The 13,509-nt window shown below is 65.3% G+C and carries 14 protein-coding genes and 1 tRNA gene; 8 read left to right on the top strand and 7 right to left on the bottom strand.

Features of this window, described 5'->3' with window-relative positions; all coding sequences use genetic code 11:
- The 5 genes from ACWDTF_RS09445 (at nucleotide 1) to ACWDTF_RS09425 (ending at nucleotide 3,096) form a co-directional block, all read left to right on the top strand.
- Nucleotides 1-477 carry a deaminase gene (locus ACWDTF_RS09445; RefSeq protein ID WP_433257490.1) on the top strand — a complete coding sequence of 159 codons (477 nt, stop codon included), beginning with the start codon at nucleotides 1-3 and terminating at the stop codon, nucleotides 475-477.
- Between the two features lie 104 nt (nucleotides 478-581).
- Complete coding sequence (locus ACWDTF_RS09440; protein WP_240857929.1) at nucleotides 582-791, top strand: hypothetical protein; 210 nt, start codon at nucleotides 582-584, stop codon at nucleotides 789-791.
- Between the two features lie 173 nt (nucleotides 792-964).
- Nucleotides 965-1,174 (top strand): CsbD family protein, encoded by a 210-nt coding sequence (locus ACWDTF_RS09435; RefSeq protein WP_355272748.1) that lies wholly within the window; start codon nucleotides 965-967, stop codon nucleotides 1,172-1,174.
- A gap of 65 nt (nucleotides 1,175-1,239) precedes the next feature.
- Nucleotides 1,240-1,330, top strand: a tRNA-Ser gene (locus tag ACWDTF_RS09430).
- A gap of 155 nt (nucleotides 1,331-1,485) precedes the next feature.
- Complete coding sequence (locus ACWDTF_RS09425; protein ID WP_355272751.1) at nucleotides 1,486-3,096, top strand: FMN-binding glutamate synthase family protein; 1,611 nt, start codon at nucleotides 1,486-1,488, stop codon at nucleotides 3,094-3,096.
- A 318-nt stretch (nucleotides 3,097-3,414) separates the two neighbouring features.
- Here ACWDTF_RS09425 and ACWDTF_RS09420 read toward each other — a convergent pair whose 3' ends face one another.
- The 5 genes from ACWDTF_RS09420 to ACWDTF_RS09400 all read right to left on the bottom strand — a co-directional run bounded on the left by ACWDTF_RS09420 (nucleotide 3,415) and on the right by ACWDTF_RS09400 (nucleotide 8,175).
- The gene (locus ACWDTF_RS09420; RefSeq protein WP_433257493.1) at nucleotides 3,415-4,551 is read right to left on the bottom strand and encodes a phosphatase PAP2 family protein; all 1,137 of its coding nucleotides are present in this window, start codon (nucleotides 4,549-4,551) and stop codon (nucleotides 3,415-3,417) included.
- 106 nt (nucleotides 4,552-4,657) lie between these two features.
- Nucleotides 4,658-5,134, bottom strand: coding sequence for a glutathione peroxidase (locus ACWDTF_RS09415; protein ID WP_308221044.1), 477 nt, complete (start codon nucleotides 5,132-5,134; stop codon nucleotides 4,658-4,660).
- Between the two features lie 55 nt (nucleotides 5,135-5,189).
- On the bottom strand, nucleotides 5,190-6,368 hold the full coding sequence (locus ACWDTF_RS09410) for a TY-Chap domain-containing protein (RefSeq protein WP_240857932.1): 1,179 nt from the start codon (nucleotides 6,366-6,368) through the stop codon (nucleotides 5,190-5,192).
- A gap of 112 nt (nucleotides 6,369-6,480) precedes the next feature.
- The gene (locus ACWDTF_RS09405) at nucleotides 6,481-7,266 is read right to left on the bottom strand and encodes a hypothetical protein (protein WP_355272757.1); all 786 of its coding nucleotides are present in this window, start codon (nucleotides 7,264-7,266) and stop codon (nucleotides 6,481-6,483) included.
- Between the two features lie 69 nt (nucleotides 7,267-7,335).
- Entirely contained in the window at nucleotides 7,336-8,175 is an 840-nt protein-coding gene (locus ACWDTF_RS09400; RefSeq protein WP_355272760.1) for a DNA-3-methyladenine glycosylase family protein, read from the bottom strand.
- Between the two features lie 95 nt (nucleotides 8,176-8,270).
- Here ACWDTF_RS09400 and ACWDTF_RS09395 point away from each other — a divergent pair, with 95 nt between their 5' ends.
- Nucleotides 8,271-8,654 carry a VOC family protein gene (locus ACWDTF_RS09395; protein WP_433257497.1) on the top strand — a complete coding sequence of 128 codons (384 nt, stop codon included), beginning with the start codon at nucleotides 8,271-8,273 and terminating at the stop codon, nucleotides 8,652-8,654.
- A 4-nt stretch (nucleotides 8,655-8,658) separates the two neighbouring features.
- Nucleotides 8,659-9,291 (top strand): maleylpyruvate isomerase family mycothiol-dependent enzyme, encoded by a 633-nt coding sequence (locus tag ACWDTF_RS09390; protein WP_449754307.1) that lies wholly within the window; start codon nucleotides 8,659-8,661, stop codon nucleotides 9,289-9,291.
- Here ACWDTF_RS09390 and ACWDTF_RS09385 read toward each other — a convergent pair.
- Together ACWDTF_RS09385 and ACWDTF_RS09380 are read right to left on the bottom strand one after the other, a co-directional pair.
- Complete coding sequence (locus tag ACWDTF_RS09385) at nucleotides 9,281-9,742, bottom strand: hypothetical protein (protein WP_433257501.1); 462 nt, start codon at nucleotides 9,740-9,742, stop codon at nucleotides 9,281-9,283. The two genes, ACWDTF_RS09390 and ACWDTF_RS09385, sit on opposite strands and share 11 nt — an antisense overlap.
- Nucleotides 9,743-9,880: 138 nt before the next feature.
- Nucleotides 9,881-10,867 (bottom strand): 2-dehydropantoate 2-reductase, encoded by a 987-nt coding sequence (locus ACWDTF_RS09380; RefSeq protein ID WP_433257503.1) that lies wholly within the window; start codon nucleotides 10,865-10,867, stop codon nucleotides 9,881-9,883.
- A gap of 812 nt (nucleotides 10,868-11,679) precedes the next feature.
- Here ACWDTF_RS09380 and ACWDTF_RS09375 point away from each other — a divergent pair.
- Nucleotides 11,680-13,344, top strand: coding sequence for an HNH endonuclease signature motif containing protein (locus ACWDTF_RS09375; RefSeq protein ID WP_433257505.1), 1,665 nt, complete (start codon nucleotides 11,680-11,682; stop codon nucleotides 13,342-13,344).
- Nucleotides 13,345-13,509: the final 165 nt, after the last annotated feature.

Genomic DNA, 13,509 nt, shown 5'->3' with positions numbered 1-13,509 from the left:
GTGAGCCCGCCGATCTGGGAGTCCATGATGGTGTGTGCTCTCGACGCGGCGGCCGACGCCGGAGCCGACGACGTTCCGATCGGAGCGGTGGTATTCGATCCGAACGGAATCGAACTCGCCCGGGCAGCCAACCGCCGCGAAGCCGACGCCGACCCGACCGCGCACGCCGAGATCCTCGCCCTGCGAGCCGCCGCCGCGGCGTTCGGGGACGGGTGGCGCCTTCCGGGCTGCACGATCGCCGTGACCGTCGAACCTTGCACGATGTGTGCCGGGGCCATCACCCTGGCGCGGGTCGATCTGCTCGTGTTCGGGGCGTGGGAGCCCAAGACCGGGGCGGTCGGATCCCTCTGGGATGTGGTCCGCGACCCGCGTCTGAGTCATCGTCCGCAGGTGCGCGGAGGTGTCCTCGAGGAGCAGTGCCGCGCGCTGATGGTCGGATTCTTCACCGACCGCCGGGATGCGCCACCGGCCGATTAGCCGCCTCGGGGTGGACTCAGGGAAATCTCCGTGACCGCTCCCGATGCGGACACCGCGCACCGGCTGGCAATCTTGAGTCCAGAACCCCCGACGAGGAGTACAAGATGAGTGAGTCTGCCGACAAGATCAAAGATGTCGTCGACACCGCAGTGGCCAAGATCGACGAATTCGTCGAGAGCGGCAAGATCCAAGATGCCCTCGGCGTCGCGCGCGAGAAGGTCGAGGCGTTTGTCGACAACGACCGCGTACAAGAGGTGATCACGGTCACCCGCCAGAAGGCCGGCGAGGTCGCCGACAAGTTCAGCGGGCGCTGATCCCGGCGCGCTGACCTGCGATTCTGGGCAGCTCTGCCGTGCTGTGGCACGGTGGGTATCGGGGGAGTGACTCCCTCGTGGCCTTTCGCGTCCAGCAGCGGCGCGTGAGCAGGCCCGATGTTCGATTCCGGGGTGGCAGCGGGCCACACCGGACCTCACTCGAGGAGGATCAGATGGCAATCTCTGACGATGCGAAGAACAAGGCCGAGGAACTGAAGGGCCGTGGCAAGGAAGCCGCCGGCAGCCTGACGGGCGACGAGGACCTCAAGAACGAGGGCAAAGCCGATCAGGGTGTGGCGCAGGGCAAGCAGAAGATCGCCGACGCTGCCGACGCCGTCAAGGGCAAGGTCGACGACGTCAAGGACAAGCTGACCGGCAACTGAAGGCAATCAGGCCGCTCTGACCAGCCAATTTAAGGCTGGACGCGAGCTGCGGTACAGTCTTCCGCGGTGGCGTGTCCGAGCGGCCGAAGGTGCAGCACTCGAAATGCTGTGTGCGGTAACCCCGTACCGAGGGTTCAAATCCCTCCGCCACCGCCACAGGCACCCTCCCACTTATCTGGTGGGAGGGTGCTTTGTTCTTCGGTGCGATGTCGTGGCCAACAATCGCTCGCGACGAGGGCCGATCCGCGATGATGTGGTGGACGCTGTACCGCCGGTCGGTGGGTTCGGTTCGGTGAAGTAGGAGGCACGGAATGCTCAGCTCGGTGTTCCGGATCGCAGGGGTGGTAGTACTCGCGGTTCTCGCTGTCGTGTCGGTGGTTGCGACCGTGCTCGGAGCATGGCAGTGGATCTTCGCGGCCGTCGTTCTCGTGCCACTGGCGGCACTGGGTGCTCACGATCTGACGCAGCGGCGGCACTCGCTGCTGCGCAATTATCCGATCGTCGGGCGGATGCGATTTCTGCTCGAAGCCGTCCGACCGGAGCTTCAGCAATACTTCATCGAACGCAACTTCGACGGACGGCCCTATGATCGCGACGTCAGGTCGCTGATCTACGAACGTGCCAAAGGGACTACGTCGGACGTGGCGTTCGGCACCGAACGCGACATCGACGCCGACGGCTACGAATACCTGGTCCACTCCGCGGCGCCGCTGATCCCACCCGACGCGCCGTTCCGGGTGCGCGTCGGCGGGCCCGACTGCACACAGCCCTACGACATGGCACTGCTCAACGTCTCATCCATGAGCTTCGGTGCGCTTTCCGGAAATGCGTTGCGCGCTTTGAACAATGGTGCGCACAAGGGTGGCTTTGCGCATGAGACGGGTGAAGGTGGACTCACCCCCTATCATCTCGGCGGCGCAGATGTGATCTGGGAGATCGGATCCGGCTACTTCGGGACCCGCGCCGCAGACGGGCGCTTCGATCCGCGCCAGTTTGCCGACAAGGCGGCCACCGAACAGGTGAAAGGCATCCTGGTGAAACTGAGCCAGGGTGCAAAGCCCGGCATCGGCGGGGTGCTGCCCGCGGCCAAGGTGACCGAGGAGATCGCTCGCTATCGCGGGATACCGGTCGGCGAGAAGTGCGTGAGTCCGCCGGCGCATTCGGCATTCTCGACGCCGCGAGAACTGGTCTTCTTCATTGCACAACTTCGAGAACTCGCCAACGGCAAGCCGATTGGGTTCAAGTTGTGCCTGGGTTCGCGGGTGGATGTGCTGGCCATCTGCAAAGCGATGCTGGCCGAGGGCATCACCCCGGACTTCATTGTCGTCGACGGTGCCGAGGGCGGCACGGCCGCAGCGCCGCCGGAGTACGGGGATCACGTCGGATTGCCCCTGACCGACGGACTGATGACCATGCACAACGCCCTGGTGGGGACCGGCCTGCGAGACCGAATCCGCTTGGGCGCCAGCGGAAAGGTGGCCTCCGGGAACGACATCGTCAAACGTCTGATCCAAGGTGCCGACTACACCAATGCCGCTCGCGCCATGATGATGGCGGTCGGCTGTATCCAGTCGCAGCGATGTCACACCAACCACTGCCCGGTCGGCGTCGCCACTCAGGACGCGCGGCGGGCGCGCGCCTTGGACGTCGAGGACAAGAGCGAACGGGCCTACCGGTACCAGAAGGCCACCGTCGCCCAGGCGATGCGGCTGATGGCGTCGATGGGCGTCAGCGACCTGTCCCAGCTGTCGCCGCACCTGCTGCGCAAGCGGGTGTCGCCGACCGAACAGCGGACGTACGCCGAGATCTACGAGTGGCTGAGTCCCCGCCAATTGCTGGTGGAGACGCCGCCGACCTGGCTCGACGACTGGATGCGTGCCAACCCGGACTCGTTCACGCCGAGCGCACTGATCAGATCCTGACGCCCGCGCTCCTCGGACCTGCGACCCACCCGCTGACGTCGGCGATCGTGGAGCGGGAAGATTTGTCTGCTGATTGAGTAGGCGAGCCCCTCAGGGCGAGTCGTAACGAAATCGGGTGAGATTTCTAAGTCCGCACGTCGTGGTCACCGACAATCTCGACTCACGAGGTTTCGATACGCGCGCGCTCGCAGGCTCGCGCGTCGCTACTCAACCAGCAGGTGATTCGCGCAGGTCAGGAGGCCTGAGGCAGTACCCTTCGAGTCGGAAAGCGACGCGTCATTGCCTCAAACGCCTCGGGGCGCCGGTCTTCGGGCAACATCAGGGCGTGGCTGCGTACGCAGCGGCGAGATCGATGCGGAGCCAGCCGCCGTCGGCGCCGGCCTGGTCGAGCGGATAGCCCGAGCCGATCGCGGTGCGCGTCAGGATTGCCAAGCGTTGGGCATCTGACAACCCGGGGAACCGCGTCCGCAGCAGTGCCGCCGCGGACGCCGGGATGGCGTTGCGCTGACCGGGCGCGATCCGTCCGAATCCGAACGTCATCATCCCTCGGTGTTCGGTGACGGCTGCGTTGGTGCTCAGGTAGGGCCGGTCGGTCGCGATGAATCTCGACAACGGCATACCGACGGCGCGTTCCAGTGCACCGCGAAGTTGGGTGCCGGCCTGCCTGATCAGTGATGCGAAACCAGGGTCGGTCAGCCTGGCGGCGACGATGTCGGTGGCCATGATCCGCCCACCCATCACATCGAGCGGGTAGTGAACTCCGAGCACCATGCGGCTGCGTCCGATCTCACCGGCGCGAGCGATGATCTGCGGACCCAGCTCGGGCAGCCAGTAGGCCAGCAATGCACCCTTCCAGTAGCCCATGCTCGTGTGGCCCGACGGGTAGGAGCCGTTGTTGCGCAACTCCGCGTACAGGTGCCCGCCGGGACGGTCGTAGCGGCGGATGCTCGACGGCGCCACCACAAACGGGCGTGGGTTGTCGAAGTACTCCTTCTCCAACAGCGTCGTTCCGAGAGGCACTCCCACGCGCGCGGTGTCACCCTTCACGAGCGCCGCGACCTTGGGCAGTTGGCCGCCCGCAATGAGCTTGCGGAACGTGGCACCGAGCTTGGCTCCCAACGCCACCGACAACGACTCGAGCCGGTCGTCGTAGTTGATCGCGATGGCGTCGGCCTGTTGCGCGGCGGTCGCGGAGTTGTTGGTGCGCTGCACGATTCGCAGGTTCTGCGCGATGATGTCGGGTCGGTGCGCCCGCAGGTACGAGAAGCCGTCCAGGACGGGGATGTAGGTGCCGCCCGGAGGAATGTCGGACGGGTACGGTCCGACGAGCTGCGCAGTGCTGAATCGGCTCGGCGCCGCGACCGGAGCTGCGACCGCTGAGCCGACGGCGGGTACCGCCAGCGCGATCACCGCGAGGATGGAGACGACGACGGACCGGATGCGCGTGGCGATCATGGTTGGTGATCCTTCCGTCCCGACACCGCCGCGCACAAGCCCCGACGACGACCTTCGGGTGTGAGCACCGTCAGGACGTCAGATGTTCACCGGCCGGACGCGTTCTCTACAGCACCTTCTCGATCGCACCGGAGAGTTTGTCCGGTGTGGTGGTCGGTGCGAAGCGATCGACCACGTTGCCATCGCGGTCGACGAGGAACTTCGTGAAGTTCCACTTGATCCGCCCGCCCAGAAGTCCCTTCTTCTGCGTGCGAAGCCACTCGTAGAGCGGGTGGGCGTGCGGACCGTTCACGTCGATCTTCGCGAACATCGGGAAAGTCACGTCATAGGTGAGTGAGCAGAAGTTCTTGATCTCGTCGGCGTCGCCGGGCTCCTGGTGCCCGAACTGATCGCACGGGAAACCCAACACGCGCAGACCCTGGTCGGAGTACTCGCGGCTCAGCTTTTCGAGTCCCTCGTACTGCGGGGTGAAACCGCACTTCGACGCGGTGTTCACCACCAGCAGCGGCAGGCCCGTGAAGGTCGAGAGTGGGACGGGTTTGCCGTCGATGTCGTCGGCGGTGAAGTCGTAGGCAGTGCTCACGTGACCAACTTTCGGTGAGGATTGGCGACCCATCATTCTGCACGAGACTTCCGCGTCAGGACGCTGCCGCTGCGTCGTCGAGCCCGATGTCGGGTAGTGCCACCACACGCAGCGCCCCGCGCAGCTGCTCGGTTGTGCCCGACCATCGTTCGAGTTCGGTCTGCGCGAAGGCCGCCTCCTCGGCGTCGGGTGATCTGGTCGCATGCCGACGCCAACTGAGACATTGGTATTGGCAGAACTCGACCAGATCGACCAAGAGGTCTGCGTTGCCGTTGCACAGGCGGGCGACCTCGATCGGACTCAGTGTCGTTGCGTCGGGATCGAGCTGGATGAGGACTCGTAGCTGCGCAGGAGTCTCGTCAGGGTCTCCTTCGGCGTCGTCCGCGTCGTCGTTGCCGGACTCGAGGAGCTCGATCAGGAGCGGGACCTGTTCGCTGAGGAACTCGCGCCAATTGCCCAGTGCCGAAATGAGATTGGCGGGATGGAAGACCGTCGCTTCCAGGACGAGCTGGGCGTAGATGTGGCGTCCGCGAGGGACGAGAGTGATGTAGGGATTCAGGTGTCGCTGTTCGGCGACGACCTTGGTGGCATGCGTCGGGTCGGAGATTCGGTGTGTCAGGGGAGCCGACAGGATGAGGCGAGGAACCTCCGGATCGATGTGCAGCCACGTCGGTACCGGTTCGGTCGCGATCGGGATGTCGTTGTCATTGTCGTCGAAGTTGATGGGCTCATCGGTTGCGTTCTCGATCACGCCGATCACCAGTGTGCGGAGGTGTTCGGAATCCCGCACGCGTACACCGACTTCGACGACCGGTTCCAGAACGGGGGTCGACGATCCGTCGGGGTCGGCGAGGAACGACGGGTCGATGACGCGGTAGACCTCGCGCAAGGTGGTGACCACCAGCGTCGCCACCTCGTCGACCCGATCGTCGTACCGTTCCACGAGAAAGGAGTCGTCGTTGAGGAGCCGCCAACCGATGCGCCGCAGTGCGGTCATGTTGTGGGTGAGTACGTGGTTGTCTTCGGAGAACACCGACATGACGTCGACCGTGACCCGGATTCGCTTGGCTGCCGTTCGTGTGACGCGAATGTCGTACGTTGCTGTGCAAAGGTTTTCGTCGTTGCCGATCGTGAACGTCTGGCCCGGTAGCAGGTCCCCGATGCGATCGGCGAGTCGTCCGCGGTACTGCTGCCATGCCTTCTCGACAGGTGTGTCGAATCCGTCTTCACTCATGGTGGCCCCCTGCCGGTGGTTGTGGTCCTTGACCGGACAGTAAACGTGGGCGATGACGGATACGGGCCGCCGAGTCGAGTTGTCCACAGGCAGACGCGGATGTGGATGGCGGTCAGCGTCGCATCGTCGGCACCGCGTGCGTTCGGGTGGCGGTGTCGATCGCACGAGCCGCGTCGGCGACAACAGCGGCAAGGTGATCGGTGCCAACGATGCGCGCACCGCTCATATCACCCGTTCTGGCAAGGTGACTCGCGGCGATGTCGGCCGCTTCGGTGGCGCCCGCCAGCACGATCTCGGGTGCTCGGAACAACACCGCAGACCCGACGTCGATCGCGTCGACGACGGCCGCCTGCTGCTGCGTTCGTGGCCGTGCCAGGGGTGGCGGGTTCTCGACGATCGGCGCATTGAGGGCATCGACGATCTGGGCGCGGCCGGCGTTGAACGCGCGCTGCACCCTGACAGACCCCGCCCCGGATCTCGCGACGTCGAGTACATGCAGCATCTCGACGATGGCCACCTCGAGGGCGTTCTGTGCCCGTGGCAGAACAAGATTCAGATCATTGCCGATGATCCCGGACATCGCGGATCGCGCCGGCGAGGTCACCGAGGTGAGTGCGATACCGGTCGCACGATCACGGGACCCGGTGCGCTGTTGCGCGTCGATGAATACTCGGGGAGCGCCGACGATCGCAGTCGGAACGTCGACGACGAAGTCGATGATATGCGGGCAGATGAGTGCGCAGTACTTGAGTTGGTTGCCGACAACGGCCGACGCGATGGCGCCGGGTGGTGGAACCGGTGCGTCGAGTGTCTGAGCCGCCCCGGCCGGCTGAGGCGCGAGCACCGCCAGAGTCGCGAATGCGGCCACCACCAAGGTGGTCTTCCGGCGCATCGTCATGCCAGCCTCCCGAGAGTCGGTTCGGAGTGTGGCCAAGTGTGCGATCTGTGAACTGAAGAGAAGCTGAAGTCAGTGGTCGCTTTCGGCGAGCGCGCGGAGATGTACCGACGCCCACGTCCGGAACGGTCGCCACGCCCGCGAGACCTCTGCGACGGTGCTACCCGGTCCGTACAGCTTCACGACCTGCGCTTCGAGCCGCTTCTCCCGCTCGGGAACCGCATCGGGTGCGTTGGCGCCCCGCAGGACGATCAGCCCCGACGCGAAGGGCCCGATCCCGGTGATCGTACGCACGGACTCGATCGCTGAGTCTGCCGGCATGGCGCGCAGGGTGGCGGTGTCCAGGCGCCCGTCGAGCGCCGCGGCGGCAACGGCATGCAGATACTCGGTCTTGCGCCCGGGCAGGTCCAGGTCGAGCGCAGCCAGTCGGGTGGGTGTGGGAAAGGCGCCGTCGTCGCCGTAACGGTCGGTGATCTGCTTTCTCAGCCGGGCCGCCTCGGGGATCCGCAGCCGTTGAGACAACACCGCCCATGCCGCCGCCTCGTACGCTGAGTGGAAGCCGCACGGCCGGAACCCCGGGAGCGCTTGCTGCGCACGGCCGATCACCGGATCGCGGACGCCCACCTCCGGCCAACCGCGTGCGTCGACGTCGAGCGACAGGAACCGTGCGACTTGTTCGGTCGCGGCGTCGAGGTCGCCATCACCTCCGACGGAGATCTCGGCGACGCCACCGTCCTGGGTGACGCTCGCGTGCGCAGCCGACCAATCCGCGTCGACACGGAACGTGGTGGTCAGTGCGTCGTCGTCCTGTTGTGCGGCGAGGGCTGCGGGTGTGAAACCTTCCCAGAACCGCCTGCTCACAGGCAGCGACCATGGGCCGAGGACTTCGCGGCTTGTTGTGAGAGAGCTCATGTTGGTGTCCATGCTGTCGACGGGTTGCCACCAAGTTAGGACTCGGGGGTGACATTCGTGCCGTGTCGGCGCGCCAGGTCACGTACGGTCGGGGAATGATCGACCATCTGGCCCTGCAATGCGCCGACCCTGAGGCGTCGCTCGGATTCTTCACGCACGTGTTCGGTGCGCTCGGCGTCCACGAGGCGATGCGCATCGACGGTCCGGATGGCGCGGTCCTGGCGCTCGGCGGGCCCGATGGCTTTCCGAAGCTGTGGTTCGGCCCGCTGGTCGACAGCGGTAACCGCCCGGTGCATCTGGCGCTCGCCGCGCCGAGCCGTGCCGCAGTCGACGAGGTGTATCGGGCCGCCGTCGCATCCGACGTCGAAGTTCTGCACGCGCCGCGTATCTGGCCTGAGTACCATCCAGGCTATTACGCTGTCTTCCTACGTGATCCGGACGGAAACAACGTCGAAGCCGTTCATCACACCTTCGGCTGAGGGCATGCCCGCGATGGATGACGACGCTGCGTTCGCCGCGATCGCCGATGAACGCCGGAAACTGGCCGACGATGTCGCGGGCTTGACCACCGAGCAGTGGGACACACCGTCTCTGTGCGCCGCATGGACCTGCCGGGACGTCGTCGCGCATCTGGTGGTCCCACTGACAGTGTCGATTCCGGCTTTCGGGCTGGCGATGATCAAGGCGAGCGGCAACTTTGACCGCGCCAATCTTGCAATGACCGCAAAGGTCGCCGAGCGGTACCGAGATCGACTGCCAACAATGTTGCGAGACAAAGCAGATAAGCGCTTCACGCCACCCGGATACGGACCGTCGGCCCCGTTGACCGACATCGTCGTGCACGGTCTCGACATCCGACGACCACTCGGAATGCCGTCCGGCGTCGACGCAGAACGTCAGCGTGCGGTACTCGACTTCCTCACCAGTCCCAAAGCGCGCGAGATCTTCTCGACAGTCGGTGACCAGGTGTGTTGGCGGGCAACCGATATCGATTGGACGGCCGGGCGAGGTCCGGTCATCGAGGGGGCTGCGGAGTCACTTATGCTGGTGCTGACGGGGCGTCGTGTAGGAGCGGAAGAAATTGGTGGAGAGGGTGTTTCGATCCTCAAACGCTGACAGCTGGCTGTGTCGGCAAGTGCGCCTCGACCCAGCCGAGAGCCAGCACGACGGTACTGGTGGCGGCGACATTCGCCGGGAGTTCGGCGTGCACGGTACGCCGATGTCCGGCGGTGTCCACAATGGTCACGTCGGACATGCTTGCTCCGCAAAGGGGATGACCGACGATGGCGAGATCGGCGATCACGGCGGTCAGCGGGAGCGCCGTGTCGATGTGTAGTGTCGCCCGGCCCGCGGTGTGACGTGCGGCAGTGACACGGGTGACGAGCGCCGGGAACAGCATCGACGCCGGACATAAGCTCTGACAGGTCGGTTCACCGTCGACGTCGAGGTAGAACGCGACCTTGCGTTGACGGGACTCCTCCCGCAACGAACGCTCACCGACGAGAATGTCGTCGGCTTGGGTGTGGATGGGTAGACGCCACGAGGTGGGATCAAAGGAACGGGCCACGGTTACCCCTTTCAGGGAGGGCAGGACATCTAACAACGTCACCTTTGACGGTCTACGCCTGCGCGGGTCCCACGCCAAGGGGATCGAGCCTTAAGAAGTCGTCAAAATCGTTGACCGTCAGCGATTGTGAGACGCGGGTCACTCTGCGGTCGGTGGTGTTACACCGACTCGCGCGAGAGCCTCCTGGGCGTCGAGACTTGCTGCCGGCAACCCGTCGCGCACCAGTCGGACGGTTTCGGCCTGCACCAGTTCGTTGACCGGTGTCGGCACGCCGTTCAGGCGCCCGAGCAACACGATCTCGCCGGCGAGATAGTCGACCTCGACGCTGCCGGCGCCCCGCTCGACGCTCTGCCACGTCGAGCTTCCGTAGCTGTTGTCGCCGGTGTCGCGGCGCTTGATGAAGTCGGCCCGCCGTGCGATGTCGGACTCCTCGGTGATCACCTCGATGTCGGCGGCATCGAGGACGGCCTCCCCTTCGGAGCGGGCGCGGCGAACGAGCTCGTGGTGCGCGGGGCCGTCGTTCCGGTAGGTGGCGTCGACACCGTTGACCAGATTGGTGATGAGTTTTCGGTACTTCCACGCGGTGATGTTGCCGCGGACCTTGGACGGAAACGACGCCGCGCGCAAGCGGGCGGCGATGGTCTCGGCTGTGTCATCGAATCCAGTTGGGTACCTTCCGATGTCGAGTAGTCCGGGAGTTCCGTCGGATAGCTGGATCACCACTCCGGGATCGAGGTGCAGTGCGGGCAGTACCACGCACAACGAATAGACGTTGGGGAACAGGCGCAAGATGGCGGGCTCGTTGGCCACACCGTTCTGAGCGGACACGATGGGCGTCATGGGGGGTGCGTGGAAACGCAGATCTTCGAGAGCGGCCGCGGTCTGCTGGGACTTCACGCACAAGAACACGACGGACTCGTCCGTCCAGTCGATCTCGGAAGCGGTTGCCGCGGTGTCGATCTGTAACGCCTCGCGACCCTGCGCGGTATCGAGCACAAGACCGTTCGTGCGGATGGCTTCCAGATGCCGACCGCGAGCGATGAGGGTGGTCGGGGTGCCCGACGAGAACAGATGCGCACCGATCACACCGCCGATTGCGCCGGCCCCGTAGATGACAACATGCATGAGTCCAGGCTAGCGATGGCCGGCTCCGAGGCACCCACTCGCTGGTCGAGCGATCCGCGCTGGTCGACTCCGAGCCCCCCCTCTGCTGGTGGACCTCTCCTCTGCTGGTTGAGTAGCGTCGCGCGAGCTTGCGAGCCCGGCGCATATCGAAACCCGGGGCGACGAATGTGTCCGCAACCAGGCACAACACCAGCACAACGATTCTTGTCAGACCCTCCCGATAGTGTGTTCGTAGTTCACCGAGATGACAGTCTCCACCCCTTGTGATGACAGTGCTGATGACGACGGCTCCTTGACCCTTGTCGCCCGAAAGGCACTGCGCGTGTTCACCTTCACCGATCCGCTTACGCTGGTCGAGCCGACTCCGAGTCCCTGGGCGAGGCGCCGTGTCGAGACCACCCCGGTGACCCGAGAGTGTCGGTGACCAGCGCCAACTCGAGCGCGACGATTCTTGTCAGACCCTCCCGATAGTCTGTTCTCAGTTGATGACATGACTGCGCGATTTCTTTGATGACAGTGCTGATGACGACGGTTTGTTGACCCTTGTCGCTCGAAAGGCGCTGCGCGTGTTCACCTTCACCGATCCGCTTACGCTGGTCGAGCCGACTCCGAGCCCCTGGGCGAGGCGTCGTGTCGAGACCACCCCGGTGATCCGAGAGTGTCGGTGACCAGCGCCAACTCGAGCGCGACGATTCTTGTCAGACCCTCCCGATAGTCTGTTCTCAGTTGATGACATGACTGCGCGGTTTCTTTGATGACAGTGCTGATGACGACAGGTCCCTGTTCCTGCTCGCCCGTGAAAGGCACTGCGCGTGTTCACCTTCACCGATCCCGAGGCCGATGACGCGGCGATTCGCGCTGCCTCCACACTCGGGTTGGAACACCACGCGATGCGCGAACTACGCCACACCCGTCGCGCCGAAGCCCGCACCGTGCTGCTGGCCCACAAGATCGGTGCCGGCGTCTACGACGACATGCTGGCCGACCCCGACCCCCACCGCGCCGACCCGGTATCAGCCGAGAAAGCTGCCGTCGGAGAAGTATCCCTACGGGTCGGGGTGTCCCGCTCGACCGCACACCGCTGGATCGAACTCGGTATCGCGCTGGCCGGTATGGACCGGGTGCGGTTGGCCTACCTCGACGGTGATCTGGCGACATCGCGGGCATTGGTGATCACCCGAGCCCTCGAGATCTTGGGCGAGTCGCTGCGGGTGGAGGTGGAGCCACTCGCCCTGGAGTTGGCGGCGCGCCCGACCCTGGACAAGACGTTGCGGTCGCAGTTGGCGGAGTTGATCATCACTCTCGACCCCGATGCCGCTGCGGATGCGCGGGAGGATTTCGCCGACCGCCACCAGAACGTGATCGTGCGGGATGATGCGCACGGGCACTCGTCGATTGATGCGACGGTGCCCGCTGAGCACGGCGAATTCCTGCGCGCACGTCTCGCGCAGTTGATCGGGGCGCGGGTGTGCCGCCACGATCCGCGCACCCTGGGTCGTCGGCGGGTGGCGGCGTTGGCCGAACTCCACGGCCTGCCCGGCGCCCGACTGACCTGTGAATGCGGGCGCCAGGACTGCCCCACCGTGCAACCCGCACCACCCGACGCACCCACCGACCCGGCCGACGTAGAACCCGAAGGACCCGCCCCGGAACCCGATGGACCCGCCCCGGAACCAGAATCGGACGACGCGGAACCCGAAGCAGCACCGGCGAACACACCGGAACCGGAGTGCGAGTCGCACACCGACGACCGCGACCCGGTAGAGGACGACGCCACCGCAGAGCAACCCGACACTGCAGAGCAACCCGACGCTGCAGAGCAACCCGACGCTGCAGAGCAACCCGACGCGGCGGAGGAGGCCGGCGAGACGGACGACGAGCCCTCAGGTGGGGCGCTACGGGACCCGGTGCCGTCGGTGACGGTGATTACCGACCCCACCGGTGTCGAGGTCCCGTATCTGGATGGGTACGGGGCCATCGACCCCGCGCACGCCGCTCAGATCGCCGAGCAGGGCGTCGGTAAGCAGATCGAGCTGCCCGAGACCGGCATCCGACCGGCGTGGTCGGGGTTGATCATCGGGGAACGCCGACCCGCCCCACCCATCGACCCGAGTGGGCACGGCGGACACACCACACCACCCCGCGGGGCCACCACCTACCGGCCGTCAGCCAGTGAACGGGCGACAGTGTTGGCCACGGATCGGACGTGTCGGTATCCGTTCTGCGCCAAACCTGCGTCGGAATGCGAGATCGATCATCCGGTGAAGTTCAACCATGCCGACCCCGAGGCCGGTGGCTGGACCGTGCACTTCAACCTCGCACCGTTGTGCACCCCCGATCACCATCGCAAGCATTTCGGGTTGTGGATACCGGTGATGTGTCCGGGGCGAGCGAAGCGACGGGGTAGTTTCACCGATCGGAGCATCCTGTGGACGAATCCGATGACCGGGCAACAACATCGGACCTACCCGCGGTGAGGGGGGTGGGTGGTGGCTGGTGGGTGCTGACATGGTCGGCTCACCAGGCGGTCTCGACACGACGCCTGGTTTCGAGAGCGAGCCTGCGAGCGCGACCCGTCTCGAAACCGAGGCACCGTGTCGAGATCGACCAGCGGGGGATCGGCTCGGTGGTGCATATGGTGG

This window comes from Gordonia sp. NPDC003422 (assembly GCF_053588675.1).
Note: the sequence above shows the minus strand (reverse complement) of the source record. Positions and strands in the feature narration are given on the sequence as shown.